The organism is Pseudomonas sp. AP19 (assembly GCF_001728855.1).
GTDB lineage: Bacteria > Pseudomonadota > Gammaproteobacteria > Pseudomonadales > Pseudomonadaceae > Aquipseudomonas > Aquipseudomonas fluorescens.
Genome location: NZ_LXJP01000045.1, coordinates 1 through 21707 on the forward strand (window position 1 = coordinate 1; position 21707 = coordinate 21707).

The following is a 21707-nucleotide window of genomic DNA, read 5'->3' on the forward strand; positions in this document are numbered from 1 at the left end:
TTTTTTTTGTGCTGCCTTTTATCGGTACTGTCAGTTTTAACAGCTATCGTCAGTGTTTCAGATGCGGTTCACTGGCGGAGCGCCGTTGTGCGTATCCAGGGCAACAGTGGGCCAATGGAACCAGCGCCTTATGATCAAACAATTAGCGTGTGCAGTCTTTGTGACGGTAGCCGGGCTTACACCGCTCAAGGCGGAGCAGGGCTGCCCCTATCCCTCATCGGTCAAATACGCGGATGGCTATTTCCAAGCCTCCAGCGGGCAGTCACTGTGGCAAAGCCCTAAAGTTGACGTCGATGATTTCGCCGATCGTTTCATTGGCGCACTCTTCACGCCCGGCAAAGGCCAGGAGCGGGAAAACGGCCACTTGGACAAGTGTGTCTACCGCATGGGCAACGGCCAGATGATGGCTTTGCGGTATGACACACCGGGCAAGCTCGACACCATGTCACTCACGGCCACTTTGCATTGGCAACTCAGCACCGATCCGCTGAATCAGGACGTTTACATCTGCCAGGACAGCCAGCCGGACAATTGTTCATTCACGGTCAGGCGGCTGAAGTAATCACCTGTCAGTAGTCTGATAAGTCGGCCAGGGGATGCCTGCCTTCCCACGCCTTGGTAAAGTGCGCCTGCACCACCGCGTCCGGGACGGTGTTGATATCGGGCCAATGCCAATGGGGCTGCTGGTCCTTGTCGATCAAACGCGCGCGCACGCCTTCGCTGAACTCCGGGTAACGGCAGCAATTGAGACTCAGGGTGTATTCCATCTGGAACACTTGGGCCAAAGACAGGTGGCGAGCCCGCTGGATCTGTTCCCACACCAGATGTGCCGTCAGTGGGCAGCCTTCACTGAGTGTCTTGCCGGCGCGGCTGAAGAGCGGGTCGGCATGCTCGTGCAACGGGCTCAAGGCTCGCCACGCACTGCGCACATCACCCACATCGAGCCACTCATCGATTTGCGCACGGCGTGGTAGCCATTGCGCTTCGGGTTGCTGGCTGATGGCCTCCTGGGCCAACGCCTTGAGCAGGCTGTTGAGCTGCACTGCGGTTTGTTCCTGCCAGTTCAGTTGCAGCAGGCCTTCTATCAACTCTTCTTGCTGGTCATCGCGCAGGAAACGGTCGGCCAGGCCCAGGTCCAGTGCATCACGACCATTGATGTGCGCACCGGTGAGGCCAAGGAATAAACCGAGCTTGCCCGGCAGCCGCGACAGGAACCAACTGGCCCCCACATCCGGGTACAGGCCGATGCTGATCTCGGGCATGGCCAGGCGACTGCTCGGCGTGACGATACGCACCGATGCACTTTGCAGCAGGCCCATGCCCCCGCCCAATACATAGCCGTGGCCCCAGCAAATCAGTGGTTTTGGATAGGTATGCAGGCGATAGTCAAGGCGGTATTCGGCGGCGAAAAACTGCGCGGCCAGGGCGGGCACTTCGCCGGGCAGTTCACGGCAGGCCTGGGCCAGGCTGCGGACTTCGCCGCCGGCGCAAAAGGCTTTTGGCCCATTCCCGCGCAGCAGCACGCAGGCGATGTTCGGGTCTTTGGCCCAGGCATCCAGGCGATCGCTCAAGGCCAGGATCATGGGCAAGGACAGCGCATTCAGAGACTTTTCAGCGTCCAGGCTGGCGATGCCGAGGCGGGCACCGTCGCTGCCGGTCAGCTCTTCGAAGTGCAGGTTCATCGTGACCTCAATCGAGAAAGTGAACGTTCAGTATGAACGCTTCAAAGGAAAGTGCCGGTTGTGTGTCAGATCAATTGACAAGCGGGGTCGGCTTTCCTAGGGTTCGCCCATTCTTTTTTACACGATGAACACACCATGACCGAAGGCGACCGCATCAAACTCGAACCCAGCTGGAAACATGCCCTGCGGGATGAGTTCGACAAGCCCTACATGGCCGAACTGCGCGAGTTCCTGCGCCAGGAGCATGCCGCCGGTAAAGAGATTTACCCGCCGGGCCCGCTGATTTTCAATGCGCTTAACTCCACGCCGCTGGACAAGGTCAAGGTGGTGATCCTCGGCCAAGACCCGTATCACGGCCCTGGCCAGGCCCATGGTCTGTGTTTTTCGGTACAACCGGGCGTGCCGACGCCGCCGTCCCTGGTGAATATTTACAAAGAGCTCAAGCGCGACCTGAACATCGACATTCCCAACCACGGTTGCCTGCAAAGCTGGGCGGATCAGGGCGTGCTGATGCTCAACACCACCATGACCGTAGAGCGTGCCAATGCCAACGCGCATGCCGGTAAAGGCTGGCAGTTCTTTACTGACCGAATTATCGAAGTGGTCAGTGAGCACCAGCCACACCTGGTGTTCCTGTTATGGGGCGCGCATGCGCAAGGCAAGCAGAAGTTGGTGGATGCGACCAAGCACCTGGTGCTGACGTCGGTGCATCCGTCGCCGCTCTCGGCGTATCGCGGGTTTCTGGGGTGCGGGCATTTCAGCCGGACCAACAAGTTTCTTGAGCAGAATGGCGAGACGCCGATCGAGTGGCGGTTGCCGCCTGGTTGAGGGCCATCGCCATCGACGGTGGGAGCGGGCTTGCGCGCTCCCACATTTTAAGCCGTCTCAGGGCTTAAGCGTGGTCTGGCTGGCGGTTCCAGTGCCGGAACAAGGGCTCCGCCAGAAACAGAACAAACAACAAACGCATGACCTGCATCGCCGTCACCAAGGGCACCGACAGTTGCAGGGTCTCGGCGGTGAGGCTCATTTCGGCAATGCCGCCCGGCATCATGCCCAGCGTCAGTGAGCGCAAGTCCAGTTGCGTCATGGCGCTCAAGCCAACTGCCGCCAACGTCGCCAGCGCCATGGTCAACGCCGTACCTACCAGCGTACGCGCCATGAACGACGGTGCTCGACGAAAGAACTGACGGTTGAAGTGGCAGCCCAAACCGCTGCCGATCAGCCATTGGCCGATCTGGCTGCCGCCGTCGGGCAGGCCGATATGCAAGTCCCAGACAACACTGGCAGTCGCGCTGACCAGCAGCGGCCCGAACAGCCACGGGTTGGGTTGGCGCAAACGCTGCCACCCCAATGCCACCAGTGCACCCAGCGGAAACAGCAGCGCCAGCCACGTCCAGCTCACGGGCGCCGGATGAAACTGCGGCGCACCGCCTTCGAGCAAATACTTGAAGATCGCCGGCATACACAGCACCACCACCAGCACACGCAAACTCTGCCCCGCCGCGACCCGGCTGAGCACCGCGCCGTTGCGTGCGCCGAGGTTGACCATCTCACCGGAGCCGCCCGGCATGCTGGAGAAAAACGCGGTGGCGCGGTCCTCACCGCTGCGGCGCATCAACCACACGCCGACGATGCTCGACGCACTGGTGATCAGTGCGCCGAAGAAAATCAGGCCGAAGTGGCTCATCACCTGCTCGATCACCACCGGCGTGAAGTGCAGGCCGATGCCAATGCCGACCACCCACTGGCCGCATTTGCGCCCGCCGGGAATCTCCGCCAACTGCCACGGCGTCAGGCAGCGCACCACAATGATCGCCAGCAACGAGCCGACCATATACGGCAAAGGCCAGCCGACGAGGCTGGCCAGGTAACCGCCGGCCAGGCCGACCAGCGGTGTTGCCCACCAGTGTTTAAAGGTGACCTCAGACATCGGCCAGGGCACGACGCTGCAGGGCACGTTTACGGTAGATACGCACCAGCGGGAAGGCCAGCATCAGCACGGTCAGCACCCACACCCCGAACGTGATCGGGCTTGACCAGAGGATGTCCAGCGCACCGTTGGAGATCGACAGTGCACGGCGCAGGTTTTGCTCCATCAGGCCACCGAGGATAAAGCCCAGCAGGACCGGCGACAGCGGGAAGTCCAGCTTGCGCAGGATGTAACCGAAGATGCCGATGCCGACCATCAGGAACAGGTCGAAGGTGGTGGCGTGAACCGCGTACACACCGATCGCGGTGATGATGGCGATTACCGGCACCAGTGCCCAGTTCGGCACGGCGAGGATGCGCGTGAAGATGCGGATCATCGGGATGTTGAGGATCACCAGCATGATGTTGGCGACAAACAACGAAGCGATCAGGCCCCAGACGATGTCCGGCTGTTGTTGGAACAGCAGTGGACCGGGGGTGATGTTGTACAGCGACAGGGCGCCGATCATCACTGCCGTGGTGCCCGAGCCGGGCACGCCCAGGGTCAGCATCGGCACCAGGGCGCCGCAGGCGGAAGCGCCGATCGCGGTTTCCGGAGCGGCGAGGCCGCGCATGTCACCCTGGCCGAATTTGCCGCTGGCACCCGCCAGGCGTTTCTCGGTCATGTAGGCAACGGCTGACGCCAGTGTTGCACCGGCACCTGGCAATACGCCCATGATGAAACCCAGCAGGCCGCAGCGGATGTTAACCACGAACACCGAGGACGCTTCCTTCAGGTTGAACATCATCCGCCCGGTGGCTTTCACCGCCTCCTGGCCACGGTGGGTTTTTTCCAGCAGCAAGAGAATCTCGCTGATGGAGAACAGGCCCAGCACCAACACCACGAATTGAATGCCGTCGGTGAGGTGGATGTTGTCGCCGGTAAAGCGGTACACGCCGCTGTTGGCGTCGATACCGACGGCCGACAGGAACAGGCCGATCAGCGCCGCAACAAAGGTCTTCAGCGGTTTGTCACCGGCCATGCCGCCGAGGCAGACAATTGCGAAGACCATCAGTACGAAATATTCCGCCGGGCCGAAGGCAATCGCCCATTTGGCCAGCAATGGGGCAAACAGCACCATGCCGCAGGTGGCGATGAACGCGCCGATGAATGAACTCCATGCCGACAACGACAGTGCGACACCGGCCAGGCCTTTGCGGGCCATCGGGTAGCCGTCGAGGGTGGTCATCACGGTGGAGGCTTCGCCAGGAATGTTCAACAGGATCGAGCTGATACGCCCGCCGTACTCGCAGCCCAGGTACACCGCTGCCAGCAGGATCAACGCCGATTCCGGCGGCAGGCCCAGGGCGAACGCGATGGGGATCAACAAGGCCACGCCGTTGATCGGGCCCAGGCCCGGCAGCAGGCCGACCACGGTGCCGATCAAGGTGCCGCACAGCGCGGTCACCAGGTTGTAAGGGGTCAGTGCAACGCCGAAGCCCTGGCCCAAATAGCTGAACGTATCCATATCAGTTCTCCAGAACTTCGAGCAGGCCGAGGGGCAGCGGTACATCCATGGCTTTATCGAACAGCAGGTAAAGGCCGATGGCCATCAGGCTGACGATCACCAGGCTGGGCATCCAACGGCCGCCATACAGGCGCGCCATCGGGATGCCGATCAGCATGCTGCTGAGGATGAAACCCAGGGACTCGAAGGTCGCCGCAAACACGATCAACAAGGTGACGCAGATACCGATCTTGACCAGCGTGTCGCGGTCCAGGGCGGGTTCTTCCTCGGTGTGTTGGGTCGGTTGTGGGCGAAACAGCATGTAGATCAGGCCCAGGCTCATCAGCCCGAGCATCAGCAGCGGGTAGGCGCGAGGCCCGACCGGCTCGTAGGAAAATGCCGCCTGATACGGCCAGGCCATCAGTGCCAGACCGGCGCAGGCCAGCAGCATCACCGCGGCGAAAATGCGTTGTAAGAGCATGTGCAACTCCTGGGCCGCGCCCTCCATTGATGAAGGCGCGGCCGCGCGAAAGAGGGGCGTTTACTGGATCAGGCCGAACTCTTTGGCCAGCACTTTGTAGTCAGCCACCTGTTTCTTCACGTAGGTGTCCAGCTCCGGGCCGGTCAAGGCGAACGGGAACAGCTCGCGCTGGTCACGCAGCTTGGCGAATTCCTCGGAGGCCAGCAGCTTGTCGAATGCCTCTTTCCACCACGCGTAGTCGGCGTCGCTGACCTTTGGCCCGAGGTAGAAGCCGCGGACGACCGGCCAGACGATGTCGTAGCCTTGCTCTTTGGCGGTAGGAATGTTCTTCATTTCTGGCTCGTCCAGGCGCTCTTCGGCGAACACCGCGAGCAGGCGCATGTCGCCGCTGAGGATGTGCGGCATGGAGTCGGAGATGTCGGTACTGCCCACCTGGATATGGCCGCCGAGCAGGGCGGTAGCGATTTCACCGCCGCCTTCGAGGGCCACATAGCGCAGCTCACGCGGGTTGATCCCGGCGGCTTTGGCGATCAGCGCGGTTTGCATCCAGTCCTGACTGCCGACGGTGCCACCGGAACCGATCACCACGCTGCCTGGATCTTTCTTCAAGGCTTTTACGAGATCGTCGAGGCTCTTGTAGGGCGAATCGCTTTTGACTGCGATGGCCCCGTAACTGGTGCCCACCGCCGCCAACCAGCGCACGGCGCTTTCATCGAAGCGGCCGAATTTGCCTTGGGCCAGGTTCAACAGGGAACCGCTGGACCAGGCCACCAGCGTGCCCGCGTCCGCCGGGCGCTGTGCTACCACCGCGTTATAGGCCACCGCGCCCACGCCGCCAGGCATGTAGGTGACGCGCATCGGCTTGCTCAGCAACTTCTCGTTGACCAGCGCGCTTTGCGCCAGTTTGCAGGTCAGGTCAAAACCACCGCCGGGTGAGGCCGGGGCGATGCACTCCGGGCGTTTCGGTTCGTCGGTGGCCAGCAGTTGGCCGGCGAACAGCATGCAACCGGCGGCGAGGGCCAATTTACGCAGTGAATAGGTCATTTTTATCTCCGTCTTTGTTGTTATTAGAGGCTTCTTACCAAAGTGCGAGGCTATAACTCACCAGCACACGCACTTCATCCGCATCACGGGCCGAATAGTTGGAACGGTACGTGGCATTACGCAGGCGCAGGGCGACATCCTTGAATGTGCCGCTTTGCACGATGTAGCGGATCTCGCTGTTGCGTTCCCACTCTTTGCCGGTCTCACCGTTCCTGAGCTTGATGTTGTCACCCGACAGGTAACGGCTCATGAAACTCAGGCCGGGAATCCCCAGCTTGGCGAAATCGTAGTCGTAGCGCGCTTGCCAGGAGCGTTCTTCAGCGCCGGCAAAGTCGTTGATCTGCACGAAGTTGACAAGGTACGGATCGCTCCCATCCACGTAGGGAAAGGCGCTATCGCCAGACATGTGCTGGTAGCCGGCGCTGAGCTTATGGCCGTTGAGGGCATAGCTGAACAGACCGTTGAGGGATGTGTTGTCGATCTTGCCGCCACGGGCGCTGCCGGTGTCATCGCTGATGGCCACGCGCAGGTCGGCGCCGAAGGTGCCAGGCCCCAATGGGCGTGCGGCCACCAGGCCGAGGAAGTGCTGACGGTAGACGTCGTCGAGTTGGGCGAAGTGGTAGCTGCCGGTGATTTTGTCGGCGAACTTGTAGTCCACGCCACCGAAGTTGAAGTGCTTGCCGGTGGCACCGCTGACGAAGCGGCTGTTCTTGTTGTTGAGGGCGATGTCTTCGTAGTCGGTGGAGTCGCGGTCCTTGGCTTTGTCCAGGCGGCCACCGGTAAACACCAGGTTCTTGAATTCTTTCGAGGTCAGCAATCCGCCGTTGAAGGTCTGCGGCAGAATGCGGCCGTCATTGGGTTTGAGGATCGGCAGTTCGGGGATCAGCGCGCCGATTTTGAGTTCGGTAGCGGAGATTTTCACTTTGCCGGTCAGGCCGAGTTTGGAGTATTCGTCGACAGCCCGACCGTTGTCGGTGGGCAGCAGGCCAGAGCCGGTGCGGTCGGGGCTGGAGTCGAGCTTGACGCCGAGCATGCCCAATGCATCCACGCCAAAGCCGACGGTGCCGTCGGTGTAGCCCGATTGCAGGTTGAGCATGAAACCCTGGGCCCATTCATCGCGTTTGGATTGCTGCGCACTCGTGCCGTCGCGGAAGTCGCGGTTGAAGTACATGTTGCGGGTTTCAAGGGTGGCGCTGCTGTCTTCGAAGAAGGCAGCCTGGCTCAGCGGCGAAAAGCCGGCAAGGGCCGTGGCGCTGGCAAGGGCGGTCTGGGTAAGGCGAGAAAAACGAACAGGCGGGCAAGCCTGGGGCTGTGTCGACAGCATCGTTGTGCACTCCGTTATTGTTCTTATTTTGGCGAAAACGCTTCAAGGCGTTTTTCTGGCGCTACGGATCAGGTAGCTCGGCGGGCTTTACCCACCGTGACTGGATGCTAAAGGGCGAAGCTTTCACTAACCTTTCAGCTGTCTTTCAATGTTTTCGGGCTTCACAGGGCAGGCGGCGCCTGTAAACTGCCCGCCAAAGCGTGGCGTCGACCATGCCAGAATGAGGTGAAAAACCATGCGTGTCCTCTTGGTTGAAGACCATTTGCAACTTGCCGAAAGTGTTGCCCAGGCGCTCAAGAGCACGGGTTTGACCGTCGACGTGTTGCACGATGGGGTGGCCGCGGACCTGGCCTTGAGCAGCGAGGAGTACGCGGTGGTGATCCTCGATGTGGGGCTGCCGCGCATGGACGGTTTCGAGGTGTTGGCGCGTCTGCGGGCGCGTGGGAAAAATCTGCCGGTGCTGATGCTCACGGCGCGCAGTGATGTCAAAGACCGCGTGCATGGCCTGAACCTGGGGGCCGATGATTATCTCGCCAAGCCGTTTGAACTGACCGAGCTGGAAGCCCGGGTCAAGGCGCTGTTGCGCCGCAGTGTATTGGGTGGCGAGCGTCAGCAGGCGTGCGGCGTGTTGATCTATGACCTGGATACCCGGCGTTTCACGGTGGGTGGCGAGCTGCTGACATTGACTTCCCGCGAGCAAGCGGTGCTTGAAGCGCTGATCGCCCGGCCGGGTCGCGTGATGAGCAAAGAGCAACTGGCCGCCCAGGTCTTCGGTCTGGATGAAGAAGCCAGCCCCGACGCCATCGAAATCTACGTGCACCGCCTGCGCAAGAAGCTCGATGGCCAACCCATTGCCATTGTGACGTTCCGCGGCCTCGGCTATTTGCTGGAAGCCCGCGATGCATAAGCCCAGCAGCCTGCGCTGGCGCCTGCTGTGGAACCTGGCGCTGTTGCTGGTGGTGTTGATGCTGGCCAGCGGCATGAGTGCCTACTGGAATGGTCGCGAAGCCGCCGACACCGCCTATGACCGCACCTTGCTGGCCTCGGCGCGGACCATCGCGGCTGGCTTGACCCAGGTCGACGGCACCTTGAGCGCGAACGTGCCTTATGTGGCGCTGGACACCTTCGCCTACGACAGCGCCGGGCGCATTTATTACCAGGTCAATGACATCAATCAGAAGCTGATTTCGGGCTACGAAAACCTCCCGGGTCCACCGCCCGGCACGCCGCGCACCGACGACTACCCGGCGTTGGCGCGGTTCTATAACGCCATGTACCAGGGCCAGCATGTACGCGTGGTCAGCCTGCTCAAAGCGGTCTCGGAACCCAACATGAATGGCATGGCGGAAATTCGTGTCGCGGAAACCGATGAGGCGCGCGAAAGCATGGCCCGCAGCCTGATGGCCGATACGTTATTGCGTTTGGGCATGCTGGCCGTCGGCGCGTTGCTGCTGGTGTGGTATGCCGTGAGTGCGGCGCTGCGGCCGTTGGAGCGTCTGCGTACGGCAGTGGAAGAACGTCAGCCCGACGACTTGCGGCCGTTGCCGCTGGTGGAGGTGCAACACGAGTTCGGCCCGCTGGTGCGCTCCCTCAACCATTTTACCGAGCGTTTGCGCGGCCAGTTTGAGCGTCAGGCGCAGTTTATCGCCGACGCCGCTCACGAACTGCGCACTCCGCTGGCAGCGCTCAAGGCCCGGCTGGAGCTGGGCCTGCGCAGCAGTGACCCGGCGACGTGGCGCAGTACCTTGGAAACTGCCGCCCAAGGCACCGACCGCTTGACCCATTTGGCCAACCAACTGTTATCCCTGGCACGTATCGAAAACGGCGCCCGGGCAATTGCCGAAGGTGGCGCACAATTGCTCGACCTCAGCCAACTGGCACGGGAACTGGGCATGGCCATGGCACCGCTGGCCCACGCACGGGGCGTTGCCTTGGCATTGGAGGCAGACGAACCGGTGTGGCTGCGCGGTGAGCCGACCTTGCTGAATGAGCTGCTGAGCAACCTGGTGGATAACGCCCTGGCCCACACGCCGCCGGGTGGGAATGTGATCTTGCGGGTAACCGCGCCGGCCATCCTCGAAGTTGAAGATGATGGCCCGGGTATTCCGCTGGATGAACGGGACCGCGTGTTTGAGCGTTTCTATCGCCGCAGCCAGCAGGGCATGGGCTCAGGCTTGGGGCTGGCGATTGTCGGGGAGATCTGCCGCGCGCACCTGGCGCAGATCAGCCTGCATGACGGTGAGTTGGCGGGGTTGAAGGTGCGGGTGAGTTTTATCGCGGGTTGATCAGTAAAACATCGAGCGCGCTTCATCCAGCTCGGCACGCAGGGCCTCGCTGTACGGGTCGAGGCGCAGCTTCTGGATCGCCGGCAGGCCGGAAACGGACACATTCGCCAGCGGATGGTCGGTGCCTCGGTGGCAATACAGCACGGCGACCTGCACCAGGTCGATGTAGTCCAGGCTCGCGGAGTCGCGCTCCAGGTCCAGGTATTGCCCGGGCAGCTTCGCCAGCATCTCCGGGAAGTCCCAGCCACCGAGCAGCTTGTCCCCAAGCAACGGGTGGATGCTCTCGATGACATGGTTGAGGCTGACGGGGTCGGCGAGCAGTTCGTAGTGGTCTTCGGCGTACGTGAGAATCGGCAGCACGCCAATCTGATGCACCAGCCCGCCGAGGGCCGCCTGGTCGGGCTTGAGATGGCTGTGGCTGCGGCACAACACGTAACTCACACCCGCCACTTCCAGGCTGCGGCGCCACACTTCGCGCATTTTAAGTTCGACGACTTCGGAGCGGGCATGGAAGATTTGTTCCATCACCAGGCCGATGGCCAGGTTGCTGCTGTAGTTGGTGCCCAGCCGGGTGATGGCGGTGTGCAGGTCGGTCACTTCCTGGGTCGCGCGCAGCAGCGGGCTATTGACCACTTTGATCAGGCGCGCCGACAGGGCGGTATCGCGACCGATCACTTTGCTCAAGTGGCTGATGCTGATCTCCGGGTCTTCGGCGGCCTGACGAATTTTCAGGGCCACTTCCGGTAATGTCGGCAGAACCAGGTCATCGTTGTCGATGGCCTTCACCAAAGCCTGTTGGACTTTTTCCGCCAGCTTGTTCATTCATGCTCTCTAGGGTGTTGCAAAAAGGTACGGCGATTAACGCTGGATCTCTTTATCGCGATCCAGTTGGTAAGGCACATCGAGCACGTGCAAGCCGGGTCCTTCCAGAGTGCCTAAGTGCACATCGCCGCTCTCGGCTGCTTCGGCTTGCAGCACGGCCAGAAGTTCAATCGATTGATCAGCTTTTGCCGCGATCACGACTTCACCGATCGCGCTGTTGTGGTTGGGCGAGAACAACGCAGTGCCTGGCTCGGGCAGTTCAGCCGCATCGAGGCTCAGGCGGTACAGGCGACGCTTGAGCTTGCCCAGATACTGCATGCGCGCAACGATTTCCTGACCGGTGTAGCAGCCTTTCTTGAAGCTGACGCCGCCGACGGCCTGCAGGTTGAGCATCTGCGGGATGAACAGTTCGCGGGTCTGCGGCATGACCTGGCCAATACCGGCGCGGATCTGGCCCAGCAGCCATTCATTCAAGTCAGCGTGTTGCAGTTGACTAGCCAATTGATTGCGTACGGTTTCCGCTTGCTCGGCCGGCACCCAAAGCTCAGCGCGGGTGGGAGAGACGCGAATGGCGATCAATGTATCTGTGCGCGCGACGCTGTCGGTCTCGGCCGGCAGCTCAAGGCCAAGAGTCACCAGGGCCGGGTCTGCATTCGATAGGCCGAAACGGACCCAGGCAGGGCTTTCGTCGGTGAGCTTGGATTTGGAGAACACCGCGTATTTTTTCAGATCGGCCAGTTGCGGTTCGAGCAGTTCGGTGGCCATGGCCATGAGCACGCCATCACCTTGCAGCAGGATGCGAAAACTCGACTGCATGCGGCCTTTTTGCGTGCAGCGCGCGCCCAGGCTGGCCTGGGTGTCGCTCAGGTAGTTGAGGTTGCAGGTCAGTTGCCCTTGCAGGAACTTGGCAGCGTCGGAGCCGCGGACGGCGAGAACGCCTTCGTGGTGCAGGGCGCAGAAAAAAGCAGAGTCGGCCATGGGTCATCGCAGGTCAAAAAGTCATGCGTGCATCATAGAGGGGCGTTCGGTAAATGGATAGTTTCCGTATGGGGCGACCAAAGCCGACTGTTCCACTGCCGTCTGGGCTGTATACTTGCGCCCTATTTGAGGAGCGCTCCATGGTCGAAGAAGTAGAAATCAATCGCCTCTACTGGCACAGCCGTCGCGGCATGCTGGAGTTGGACGTGTTGCTGGTGCCTTTCACCAAAGAGGTGTACGCGACGCTCAATAAGGTGGATCGCGACCTCTACGTCAGGCTGCTGACTTGCGAAGACCAGGACATGTTCGGCTGGTTCATGGAGCGCGCCGAATCTGAAGACCCAGAGCTGCAGCGCATGGTTCGGATGATTCTGGACCGTGTCCAGCCCAAGTAATCGTTTCGAATGCCGCTGGCAAGCCTCTCGGCTCTTGCTGGCGGCGTACCTGCTCGCCCAGTTGTTTGCGCTGGGCGCTTTGCTGGTTGTTGATTTACCTTTCTCCAGCGTTGGCATCTTGGTGTGCCTGGCTCACGCTGCGTGGGTCTTACCGCGTCATATCCTGCTGACCCACCGTTCGTCGATTCGTGGCCTGCGCCGTGATGAAGACGGCTGGCAGTTGTTCAGCCATGAGCGAGGCTGGCACAGTGTTCAGCTACGTCCCGATAGCCTGGCATTGCCGCTGATCGTGGTACTGCGCTATCGGGTGCAGGGCGAATGGCGGGTGCGCTCGATCTGTGTGCCGATGGACTCGCAGGCCGCCGATGTGCATCGGCGCCTGCGGGTGCGCTTGAAGTTCAGCCGCCGTAGGTGGTTGGCACCAGAATAGTGTCGCGCGCCTCAGGCAACATCTGCGGATAGTCGAGGGTGTAATGCAGGCCGCGACTTTCCTTGCGCTCCATGGCTGAGCGGATCATCAACTCGGCAACCTGGGCCAGGTTGCGCAACTCGATCAAATCGCGGCTGACCTTATAGTTGCTGTAGAACTCGTCAATCTCATCCAGCAGCAACCGCACGCGGTGTTGAGCGCGTTGCAGACGCTTGTTGGTGCGCACAATGCCGACGTAGTCCCACATGAAGCGACGCAGTTCGTCCCAGTTGTGGGCGATGATCACGTCTTCGTCCGAGTCGGTCACCTGGCTGGCGTCCCAGCGCGGCAAGGCGGCGGGCACGGGGATGCGTGGCAGTTGCTCGAGGATGTCGGCTGCCGCAGAGCGGGCGTAGACAAAACATTCGAGCAGTGAGTTGCTCGCCATGCGGTTGGCGCCGTGCAGGCCGGTAAAACTGGTTTCGCCAATCGCATACAGGCCGGGCACGTCGGTGCGGCCATGCTGGTCGACCATCACGCCGCCGCAGGTGTAGTGCGCGGCCGGGACCACGGGGATCGGGCCTTTGGTGATATCGATGTTGAACGCCAGGCAGCGCTCGTAGACGGTGGGGAAGTGCGTCTTGATGAAGGCTTCGGGCTTGTGGCTGATGTCGAGGTAGACGCAGTCGATGCCCAGGCGCTTCATCTCGTGGTCGATGGCGCGGGCGACGATATCCCGTGGTGCCAGTTCGGCGCGGGGGTCAAAGCGCTGCATGAAACGCTCGCCATTCGGCAGTTTCAGGTGCGCGCCTTCACCGCGCAGGGCTTCGGTGATCAGGAAACTCTTGGCTTGCGGGTGATACAGGCAGGTGGGGTGGAACTGATTGAATTCCAGATTGGCCACCCGGCAGCCCGAACGCCAGGCCATGGCGATGCCATCACCGCAGGCGCCATCGGGGTTACTGGTGTAGAGGTAGACCTTGGCCGCGCCGCCCGAGGCGAGAATGGTGAAGCGTGCGCCATAGGTGTCGACTTCGCCGCTGGCGCGATTGAGCACATAGGCCCCGAGGCAGCGTTCGCCGTCCAGGCCCAGGCGTTTTTCGGTGATCAGGTCAACGGCGACGCGTTGCTCCAGCAATTCGATGTTGGGGCGTTGGCGGGCCTGGTCGAGCAGGGTCTTGAAGATTGCCGCGCCGGTGGCATCGGCGGCGTGGATGATGCGGCGGTGGCTGTGGCCGCCTTCACGGGTCAGGTGAAACTCGAAACCACCGTCGTCACTGCCCGCGTGTTCATCACGGGTGAACGGCACCCCCTGGTCGATCAGCCATTGGATGGCTTCACGGCTGTGCTCGACGGTGAAGCGCACGGCGTCTTCGTTGCACAGGCCGCCGCCGGCGTTGAGGGTGTCTTCGACGTGGGATTGCACCGTGTCGGTGTCGTCCAGTACCGCCGCGACACCGCCTTGGGCCCAGAATGTCGAGCCGTTGGCCAGATCGCCCTTGCTCAGAACGGCAATGCGCAGGTGGCTGGGCAGGGTCAGTGCCAGGCTCAAGCCGGCCGCGCCGCTGCCAATCACCAGAACATCGTGTTGAAACTGTTGGCTCATTTGAAGGATTCCGCAAAAAGCGATCCACAGGGGGTGGCGCAAACAGGACGCCTGGATCGGCGAATCAAAGGGTCACACGGGCCACTAGTATATAGAGGGGGGGAGCGGCACAATAGCCGGGCATTCGTGGCAATGTGAAATTACGGTGCACGGCGAGGGGCTGACTGACTGGTTATTGAGGTGGGAACTTTTTGCATAAGCCCCGACTCAATAGCAGGTTGCCCGAAAGCTGGGAAAACGTTGAGTTTATTGGCCCGTCGGGAGCATTGGACGCGTCAGAAGACCGGCGACAAGATTATTCGCGCAGCCGGCCTAGCCCGCGCTGCGTTTTTCGTGTGTGCCAAATCAGTGCATGCCGGAAACTTGCTTGGAGGGGGAGAACTTTTGCGAAAAGTCCTAGTCTATGTTTGCAAGCCTGATCGTTTAGTTATGCAAGCCTCCTTCAAGTACAACGAGGAGTGTTCATGCTAACCCAGGAAGAGGATCAGCAGCTGGTCGAGCGCGTTCAACGCGGCGACAAGCGCGCATTTGATCTGCTAGTGCTGAAATACCAGCACAAAATTCTCGGGTTGATCGTGCGGTTTGTGCACGACACCCATGAAGCGCAGGACGTTGCACAGGAAGCCTTTATCAAGGCGTACCGTGCACTTGGCAATTTCCGCGGTGATAGTGCGTTTTACACGTGGCTATACCGTATCGCCATCAACACGGCGAAGAACTATCTGGTGTCTCGCGGCCGCCGCCCACCGGATAGCGATGTAAGTTCAGAAGATGCAGAATTTTACGATGGTGATCACGGCCTCAAAGATCTCGAGTCGCCGGAGCGTGCATTGCTGCGCGACGAGATCGAAGGAACCGTTCATCGCACAATTCAGCAACTGCCAGAAGATTTGCGTACGGCGTTAACTTTACGTGAATTCGATGGTCTCAGTTACGAAGACATTGCGAGCGTCATGCAGTGTCCGGTGGGGACTGTAAGGTCACGGATTTTCCGGGCCCGGGAAGCCATCGACAAAGCCTTGCAACCGTTGTTGCAGGAAAACTAAAGACAGCGGCGACAGCCAAGAGAGGAACCGCCATGAGTCGTGATGCCCTGCAGGAATCGCTGTCCGCAGTGATGGATAACGAAGCGGATGAACTGGAACTTCGTCGAGTGCTCAATGCATTTGATGATGCCGAAACCCGTGATACCTGGTCTCGTTACCAAGTCGCTCGGGCGGTGATGCACAAGGATCTTCTAATCCCTCGTCTGGATATTGCTGCGGCCGTTTCTGCCGCGCTGGCTGATGAAGCCGTTCCGGCAAAAGCTGCTCGTGGCCCGTGGCGTAGCCTGGGTCGCCTGGCAGTAGCTGCCTCGGTGACTGTTGCCGTGTTGGCCGGTGTTCGCCTGTACAACCAGGACGAAATCGCCGGTGCCGAACTGGCCCAACAGACTCAGCAACCGGTCATGGCCGGTCCGCAAGTCAAAGGCCCAGCGGTACTGGCCGGCTACAAGGAAAGCTCTGATACCACAGGTCCCATGGCCAATGGTGTACTTCAGGGGCAATCCGGCTGGCAGGACCAGCGTCTTCCAGGCTACCTGCGCCAACACGCACAGGAATCGGCACTGAAAGGCACTGAAAGCGCTCTGCCATACGCTCGTGCAGCCAGCCTGGAAAACCGCTAAACCGCTAAGGGGCCCTATGCGCGCCATACCGCTCCTTACGCTTTTGCTCAGTGGTTGTTTTGCACTATCCGCCCATGCCGACGAAGCCCAAGACTGGCTGACTCGACTTGGGCGTGCAGAGCAGCAGCAAAGCTTTGCAGGTACGTTCATCTACGAGCGTAACGGCAGTTTTTCTACCCATGACATCTGGCATCGTGTCCAGGACGGTCAAGTCCGTGAGCGGCTGTTGCAGCTCGACGGTTCTGCCCAGGAGCTGGTGCGGGTAAACGGAAAAACTCAATGTGTCAGTGGCACACTGGTCGCCGGCCTGGGCAATTCGCCTGACGCTCCTTCGCGCGCACTCGACCCGCTAAAACTCACTCAATTCTACGAACTGGCCGTCATTGGCAAATCCCGTGTGGCTGGTCGTAATGCAGTGATTGTGTCGATTACTCCGCGCGATCAATACCGGTATGGCTTCGAGTTGCACCTGGATCGTGAAACCGCGTTGCCGCTGAAATCGTTGTTGCTCAATGATCAAGGCCAGTTGCTGGAGCGCTTTCAGTTCACACGTCTGAATACGTCGGCAGCACTGACGGATCGCGATTTACAGCCCAGCGGCGAATGCACGCCTGTAGCGGTTTCGAACAGCAAAGCGCCCGAAGTGCCCGCCACTCAGGCATGGCACCTGGACTGGTTGCCCCCTGGTTTCCAGCTCACCAACAGCATCTCGCGAAAAGACACCCAGACCAAAGCCACCGTTGACAGCCTGATGTATGACGACGGGCTGGCGCGCTTTTCCGTGTTTCTTGAATCGACCGAGGGTGCGAGTGTGAGCGAAACACGCACCCAGCTCGGTCCGACGGTTGCCGTGTCTCGCCGCCTGAACACCGTCGATGGCGAAGTCATGGTGACGGTTGTCGGCGAAATCCCTATCGGCACCGCTGAGCGTATCGCGCTGTCGGTGCGCGGCGAAAAGACCGCCGCCAAGCCGTGAGTCGTTAATCCTATGTTCATCCTGGTCTTTCAATGTGAGCCTATGCTTGGTTGGGAGCGATGAGTATGAAATCTCTGGATCATTATTTTCACTTGCAAAAAATCCACATGTTTTTTATAGGTCAGGGCCTGTAGGTCCTGACCTTATTTTGTTCGCGGAACAAGGAAGCCGATCGCAGTTTCCGGCGTTTCTTGAACCCTGTCGCTCAACCCTGCTCGTCGTAACGGGAGCTGTATGTCGATACCACGTTTGAAGTCTTACCTATCCATAATCGCCACGGTGCTGGTGCTGGGTCAGGCGGTGTCCGCGCAAGCGGCCGAGCTGCCTGACTTCACCCAACTGGTGGAGCAGGCTTCGCCTGCCGTGGTGAACATCAGCACCACGCAGAAACTGCCGGAGCGCAAAGTCTCGAACCAGCAGATGCCGGACCTGGAAGGCTTGCCGCCAATGCTGCGCGAGTTCTTCGAGCGTGGCATGCCGCAACAGCGCTCCCCGCGTGGTGGCGGTGGCGGTGGTCAGCGTGAAGCTCAGTCCCTGGGCTCGGGTTTTATCATTTCGCCTGATGGCTACATCCTCACCAACAACCATGTGATTGCTGACGCTGACGAGATCCTCGTCCGCCTGGCTGATCGCAGTGAGCTGAAAGCCAAGCTGGTCGGGACTGACCCGCGCTCTGACGTGGCCTTGCTGAAAATCGACGGTAAAGACCTGCCGGTGCTGAAACTGGGCAAATCCCAGGACCTGAAAGCCGGGCAGTGGGTGGTCGCTATCGGCTCTCCGTTTGGCTTCGACCATACCGTTACCCAGGGCATTGTCAGTGCCATCGGTCGTAGCCTGCCGAACGAAAACTACGTGCCGTTCATCCAGACCGACGTGCCGATCAACCCGGGTAATTCCGGTGGCCCGCTGTTCAACCTGGCGGGCGAAGTGGTCGGGATCAACTCGCAGATCTACACCCGCTCCGGTGGGTTCATGGGCGTGTCCTTTGCCATTCCTATCGACGTGGCCATGGACGTCTCCAACCAGCTCAAAGCCGGTGGCAAGGTCAGCCGTGGCTGGTTGGGCGTCGTCATCCAGGAAGTGAACAAAGACTTGGCTGAATCGTTCGGCCTCGACAAACCGGCCGGTGCGCTGGTCGCGCAAATCCAGGACGACGGCCCGGCTGCCAAAGGCGGTCTGCAAGTGGGCGACGTGATCCTGAGCATGAATGGTCAGCCGATCATCATGTCAGCCGACCTGCCGCATCTGGTGGGGGCCCTTAAAGCCGGCAGCAAAGCCAAGCTGGAAGTGATTCGTGACGGCAAGCGCCAGACCGTTGAGCTGACCGTTGGCGCGATTCCGGAAGAGGGCGCAACGCTGGATGCTCTGGGCAACGCCAAACCGGGCGCCGAGCGCAGCAGTAATCGCTTGGGCATTGCCGTGGTTGAGCTGAGCGAGGAGCAGAAGAAGAGCTTCGACCTCAAGAGCGGTGTTGTGATCAAGGAAGTTCAGGACGGCCCAGCTGCCTTGATCGGCCTGCAGCCGGGTGACGTGATTACCCACCTGAACAACCAGGCAATCAACTCCACCAAGGAATTCACCGACATCGCCAAGGCGTTGCCGAAGAATCGCTCGGTGTCGATGCGCGTGCTGCGTCAGGGGCGTGCAAGCTTCATCACGTTCAAGCTGGCCGAGTAACCCGCTAGCCTGCAACCCCATAAAAAGCCCCGCCTTCGGTTAACGAAGGCGGGGCTTTTTTGTGGCTGATGGGTTTAGCTCATCATCCCTTTTACCAGGCGTTCCTGTTCGATCAACTCACGCTGGCGGGCATCTATTCGCGAGGACAGCGGGAAGTTGCTGCCGGCGCGGCGCTTGGCGAAGTCCAGCTGTTGAATGGCCTGCTTGAAGTCACCGACCAAGGCAAAGTACTCGGCGCGGGCCTGATGCAGGCCGATGATGTTGCCGGACAGGCCACGTGTCTCGGCAACCTGGTACCACACATCCGGATCATCCGGACGCGATTTGAGTAGCCCGTCCAAGGCCTTTTCCGCATCGGCGATACGGTTCTGCTTGATCAGCAAGTCCACCCGCACCTGGTTCAGCGGGTAGTTGCCGGGGTACTGGGTGATCATCCGATCAGTGCGTTGCTGGGCGTCGGGCAAGCGGCTATTGGCCATGTCCAACTCGATCTGTGCCAGGTTGTAGGTGATGTCGTTGGGCGCCTTGGCCAACAATGGCTGCAAGTTTTCCCGTGCCTCTTTGTACTGAGTGCCTTTGATCTGGGCGATCGCCAGACCATAACGCGCCACATCGTTTTTCGGGTTCTCGTCCAACTGCGCCTGGAAGCGTTTGGCGGCGAGGCCCGGGGTGTCTTCGTATTGCAACTGCACCCGTGCGCGAATCAGCTGATAGCGCAAACTGTCTTCCTTGCCGCCGGGTTTGGCTTGCTCGGCGCGGTTGCGGGTGTCAGCGATCCGCGATTCGGTTACCGGGTGCGTCAGCAGGAATTCAGGCGGCTTGGCGTCGAAACGGTATTGGCGCATCAGGCGCTCAAACATGGTGGGCATGGAGCGTGGGTCGTAACCGGCTTTTTCCAGGTTGAGAATGCCGATACGGTCAGCCTCCTGCTCGTTCTGTCGCGAGAACCGGCGCTGCTCCTGGATGGCCGCTGCCTGGCTGCCGGCAATCGCGGCAATCCCCGCATCGCCCGCGCCTGCTGCGGCCGCGATAATCCCGCCGAGCAACGCGGCCATCATCGGCAGTTGCATGCGCGACTGAGCTTCGACGCCCCGGGCAAAGTGGCGTTGGGACAAGTGAGCCAATTCGTGAGCGAGTACCGAGGCGTATTCACCCTCGGTCTGGGCATTAAGGAACAGGCCGCCGTTGACCCCGATAATCCCGCCCGGCGCAGCAAAGGCGTTGAGTTGCGGGCTGTTGATCAGGATGAACTCCAGGCGTCGGTCGTTGACCTGGCTGGTTTCCACCAGCTTGTACACGCTGGTTTCGACGTAATCCTTGAGTTGTGGATCATTGAGCTGCGAGACCTGGCCCCGCAGGTAAGCCAGCCAGGCACGGCCCAGTTGGTATTCCTGTTGCGGAGAGACAATGGCAGAACTGGCGTCGCCAAGTGACGGCAGGTCGTCAGCGAAGCCCGGAGAGGCCAGCAGGCAGGCCAGCGTCAGCAGGGTAGGGCGCAAAAAAGTCATGCACAGAGCCTTTCGACAAAGAGCTTACTGTAGCCGGACACTGAGCTTCGGACCAGATATTCTAAGCACCCCAATCGCTTGTCCGGAGTAAACCATGACCGACGCTGTCGCCTTTGATGCCGAACTCGATGCCAGTGGCCTCAATTGCCCGTTGCCTTTGCTCAAGGCCAAGTTGGAACTCAATCAATTGGCCAGCGGTGCCGTGCTTAAGGTCATCGCCACGGACGCTGGCTCCCAGCGCGATTTTCGGACCTTCGCCAAGTTGGCCGGGCATACTTTAGTGCACGAAGAAGACGCCGCCGGTGTGTACCGTTACTGGTTGCGCAAGGCCTGAGCCGTTTGCCCCCATCATCCGAGGTTGATTGATGTTCAAAGTGTTACGAGACTGGATTCAGCGCTACTTCTCCGACGAAGAAGCCGTGGTGCTGGCGGTCCTGCTGTTCCTGGCCTTTACGGCCGTGCTCACCTTGGGCGGGATGCTGGCGCCAGTGCTGGCCGGGATGGTGCTGGCTTACCTGATGCAGGGCCTGGTCACCACCCTGGAGCGTCTGCGCTTGCCGGGCGGCGTTGCGGTGGGCCTGGTGTTCGCCTTGTTCATGGGGTTGCTGGTGGTGTTTATCGTGGTGGTGTTGCCATTGCTCTGGCATCAGTTGATCACCCTGTTCAACGAATTGCCGGGGATGCTCGCCAAGTGGCAGTCACTGTTGCTGTTGTTGCCGGAACGCTACCCGCACCTGGTGTCGGATGAACAAGTGCTGCAAGCCATTGAAGTGGCGCGTGGCGAGATCGGAAAATTCGGGCAATGGGCGCTGACGTTTTCCCTGTCCAGCCTGCCGCTGCTGGTCAACATCATGATCTACCTGGTGCTGGTGCCGATCCTGGTGTTTTTCTTCCTCAAGGACCGCGCGATGATCGGCCGCTGGGTCAGCGGTTACCTGCCGCGTGAACGCGCGCTCATTACCCGCGTGGCCGAAGAGATGAACCGGCAGATCGCCAACTACATTCGCGGCAAAGTGATCGAGATTGTGATCTGTGGGGGCGTCACCTACATCGCATTTGTTGCGCTTGGGCTGAACTACGCGGCGCTGTTGGCGTTGCTGGTAGGCGTGTCGGTGGTGGTGCCGTATGTCGGCGCGGTGGTGGTGACGGTACCGGTGATGTTGATCGCATTGTTCCAGTGGGGCTGGAGTGACCAGTTCATCTACCTGATGGCGGTGTACGGCATTATTCAGACCCTGGACGGCAACGTACTGGTGCCGCTGCTGTTTTCCGAGGCCGTCAACCTGCACCCGGTGGCGATTATCTGTGCGGTGTTGTTGTTCGGTGGGTTGTGGGGATTCTGGGGCGTATTCTTCGCGATTCCCCTGGCGACGTTGTTCAAAGCCGTGCTGGATGCCTGGCCGCGAAAAGAGCCGGTGGTTGCGCCTTTGTTGTAACG

General features: G+C 60.4%; 22 protein-coding genes. 12 read left to right on the forward strand and 10 right to left on the reverse strand.

Annotated elements, in window-relative coordinates:
- The first annotated feature begins 130 nt into the window (after positions 1–130).
- On the forward strand, positions 131–562 hold the full coding sequence (locus tag A7D21_RS25065) for a DUF3757 domain-containing protein (protein ID WP_053254881.1): 432 nt from the start codon (positions 131–133) through the stop codon (positions 560–562).
- A 7-nt stretch (positions 563–569) separates the two neighbouring features.
- On the opposite strand, the gene A7D21_RS25070 is transcribed toward A7D21_RS25065, so the two are convergent.
- Positions 570–1682 carry an enoyl-CoA hydratase/isomerase family protein gene (locus A7D21_RS25070; RefSeq protein ID WP_053254882.1) on the reverse strand — a complete coding sequence of 371 codons (1113 nt, stop codon included), beginning with the start codon at positions 1680–1682 and terminating at the stop codon, positions 570–572.
- A gap of 135 nt (positions 1683–1817) precedes the next feature.
- Here A7D21_RS25070 and ung point away from each other — a divergent pair, with 135 nt between their 5' ends.
- The gene (gene ung / locus A7D21_RS25075) at positions 1818–2510 is read left to right on the forward strand and encodes a uracil-DNA glycosylase (protein WP_069552933.1); all 693 of its coding nucleotides are present in this window, start codon (positions 1818–1820) and stop codon (positions 2508–2510) included.
- Between the two features lie 64 nt (positions 2511–2574).
- On the opposite strand, the gene A7D21_RS25080 is transcribed toward ung, so the two are convergent.
- The 5 genes from A7D21_RS25080 to A7D21_RS25100 are packed head-to-tail and all read right to left on the reverse strand — an operon-like array spanning position 2575 to position 7947.
- Positions 2575–3612, reverse strand: coding sequence for an AbrB family transcriptional regulator (locus A7D21_RS25080; protein ID WP_069552958.1), 1038 nt, complete (start codon positions 3610–3612; stop codon positions 2575–2577).
- Positions 3605–5119 (reverse strand): tripartite tricarboxylate transporter permease, encoded by a 1515-nt coding sequence (locus tag A7D21_RS25085; protein ID WP_053254885.1) that lies wholly within the window; start codon positions 5117–5119, stop codon positions 3605–3607. Before A7D21_RS25085 ends, A7D21_RS25080 begins: the two co-directional genes overlap by 8 nt.
- Before the next feature lies 1 nt (position 5120).
- Positions 5121–5579 (reverse strand): tripartite tricarboxylate transporter TctB family protein, encoded by a 459-nt coding sequence (locus tag A7D21_RS25090; protein WP_053254886.1) that lies wholly within the window; start codon positions 5577–5579, stop codon positions 5121–5123.
- Positions 5580–5639: 60 nt separating this feature from the next.
- Entirely contained in the window at positions 5640–6623 is a 984-nt protein-coding gene (locus tag A7D21_RS25095; RefSeq protein WP_069552934.1) for a tripartite tricarboxylate transporter substrate binding protein, read from the reverse strand.
- Positions 6624–6657: 34 nt separating this feature from the next.
- Positions 6658–7947 (reverse strand): OprD family porin, encoded by a 1290-nt coding sequence (locus A7D21_RS25100; RefSeq protein ID WP_069552935.1) that lies wholly within the window; start codon positions 7945–7947, stop codon positions 6658–6660.
- A 235-nt stretch (positions 7948–8182) separates the two neighbouring features.
- On the opposite strand from A7D21_RS25100, the gene A7D21_RS25105 reads away from it, so the two are divergent.
- Complete coding sequence (locus tag A7D21_RS25105; protein ID WP_053254889.1) at positions 8183–8854, forward strand: response regulator; 672 nt, start codon at positions 8183–8185, stop codon at positions 8852–8854.
- Positions 8847–10232 (forward strand): sensor histidine kinase, encoded by a 1386-nt coding sequence (locus A7D21_RS25110; protein ID WP_053254890.1) that lies wholly within the window; start codon positions 8847–8849, stop codon positions 10230–10232. Before A7D21_RS25105 ends, A7D21_RS25110 begins: the two co-directional genes overlap by 8 nt.
- Here the strand turns inward: A7D21_RS25110 and A7D21_RS25115 are convergent, their stop codons facing one another.
- Positions 10233–11054, reverse strand: a complete 822-nt coding sequence (locus A7D21_RS25115) for an HDOD domain-containing protein (RefSeq protein WP_053254891.1) — start codon at positions 11052–11054, stop codon at positions 10233–10235.
- A gap of 36 nt (positions 11055–11090) precedes the next feature.
- Positions 11091–12032 (reverse strand): folate-binding protein YgfZ, encoded by a 942-nt coding sequence (locus A7D21_RS25120; RefSeq protein WP_053254892.1) that lies wholly within the window; start codon positions 12030–12032, stop codon positions 11091–11093.
- A gap of 140 nt (positions 12033–12172) precedes the next feature.
- Between A7D21_RS25120 and A7D21_RS25125 the strand changes: the two genes are divergently transcribed.
- Both A7D21_RS25125 and A7D21_RS25130 read left to right on the forward strand, forming a co-directional pair.
- On the forward strand, positions 12173–12427 hold the full coding sequence (locus A7D21_RS25125; protein ID WP_069552936.1) for a succinate dehydrogenase assembly factor 2: 255 nt from the start codon (positions 12173–12175) through the stop codon (positions 12425–12427).
- Positions 12411–12857 carry a protein YgfX gene (locus A7D21_RS25130; protein WP_053254894.1) on the forward strand — a complete coding sequence of 149 codons (447 nt, stop codon included), beginning with the start codon at positions 12411–12413 and terminating at the stop codon, positions 12855–12857. The genes A7D21_RS25125 and A7D21_RS25130 overlap by 17 nt, the downstream gene beginning before the upstream one ends.
- Here the strand turns inward: A7D21_RS25130 and nadB are convergent.
- On the reverse strand, positions 12826–14442 hold the full coding sequence (nadB, locus tag A7D21_RS25135; RefSeq protein WP_053254895.1) for an L-aspartate oxidase: 1617 nt from the start codon (positions 14440–14442) through the stop codon (positions 12826–12828). The two genes, A7D21_RS25130 and nadB, sit on opposite strands and share 32 nt — an antisense overlap.
- Positions 14443–14906: 464 nt before the next feature.
- On the opposite strand from nadB, the gene rpoE reads away from it, so the two are divergent.
- The 4 genes from rpoE (at position 14907) to A7D21_RS25155 (ending at position 18761) form a co-directional block, all read left to right on the forward strand.
- Positions 14907–15488, forward strand: coding sequence for an RNA polymerase sigma factor RpoE (gene rpoE, locus A7D21_RS25140; protein WP_003172477.1), 582 nt, complete (start codon positions 14907–14909; stop codon positions 15486–15488).
- 32 nt (positions 15489–15520) lie between these two features.
- The gene (locus A7D21_RS25145) at positions 15521–16108 is read left to right on the forward strand and encodes a sigma-E factor negative regulatory protein (protein ID WP_003172479.1); all 588 of its coding nucleotides are present in this window, start codon (positions 15521–15523) and stop codon (positions 16106–16108) included.
- Positions 16109–16124: 16 nt separating this feature from the next.
- The gene (locus tag A7D21_RS25150; RefSeq protein WP_053254897.1) at positions 16125–17084 is read left to right on the forward strand and encodes a MucB/RseB C-terminal domain-containing protein; all 960 of its coding nucleotides are present in this window, start codon (positions 16125–16127) and stop codon (positions 17082–17084) included.
- A gap of 234 nt (positions 17085–17318) precedes the next feature.
- Positions 17319–18761: a DegQ family serine endoprotease gene (locus tag A7D21_RS25155; protein WP_053254898.1), complete on the forward strand. Its 1443-nt coding sequence runs from the start codon at positions 17319–17321 to the stop codon at positions 18759–18761.
- 74 nt (positions 18762–18835) lie between these two features.
- Here A7D21_RS25155 and A7D21_RS25160 read toward each other — a convergent pair whose 3' ends face one another.
- A complete protein-coding gene (locus A7D21_RS25160) occupies positions 18836–20269 on the reverse strand; it encodes a M48 family metalloprotease (RefSeq protein ID WP_053254899.1) in 1434 nt (477 codons plus the stop codon).
- Positions 20270–20363: 94 nt separating this feature from the next.
- Here A7D21_RS25160 and A7D21_RS25165 point away from each other — a divergent pair, with 94 nt between their 5' ends.
- A complete protein-coding gene (locus A7D21_RS25165) occupies positions 20364–20603 on the forward strand; it encodes a sulfurtransferase TusA family protein (RefSeq protein ID WP_053254900.1) in 240 nt (79 codons plus the stop codon).
- Between the two features lie 31 nt (positions 20604–20634).
- Positions 20635–21705, forward strand: a complete 1071-nt coding sequence (locus A7D21_RS25170) for an AI-2E family transporter (RefSeq protein WP_064451316.1) — start codon at positions 20635–20637, stop codon at positions 21703–21705.
- Positions 21706–21707: the final 2 nt, after the last annotated feature.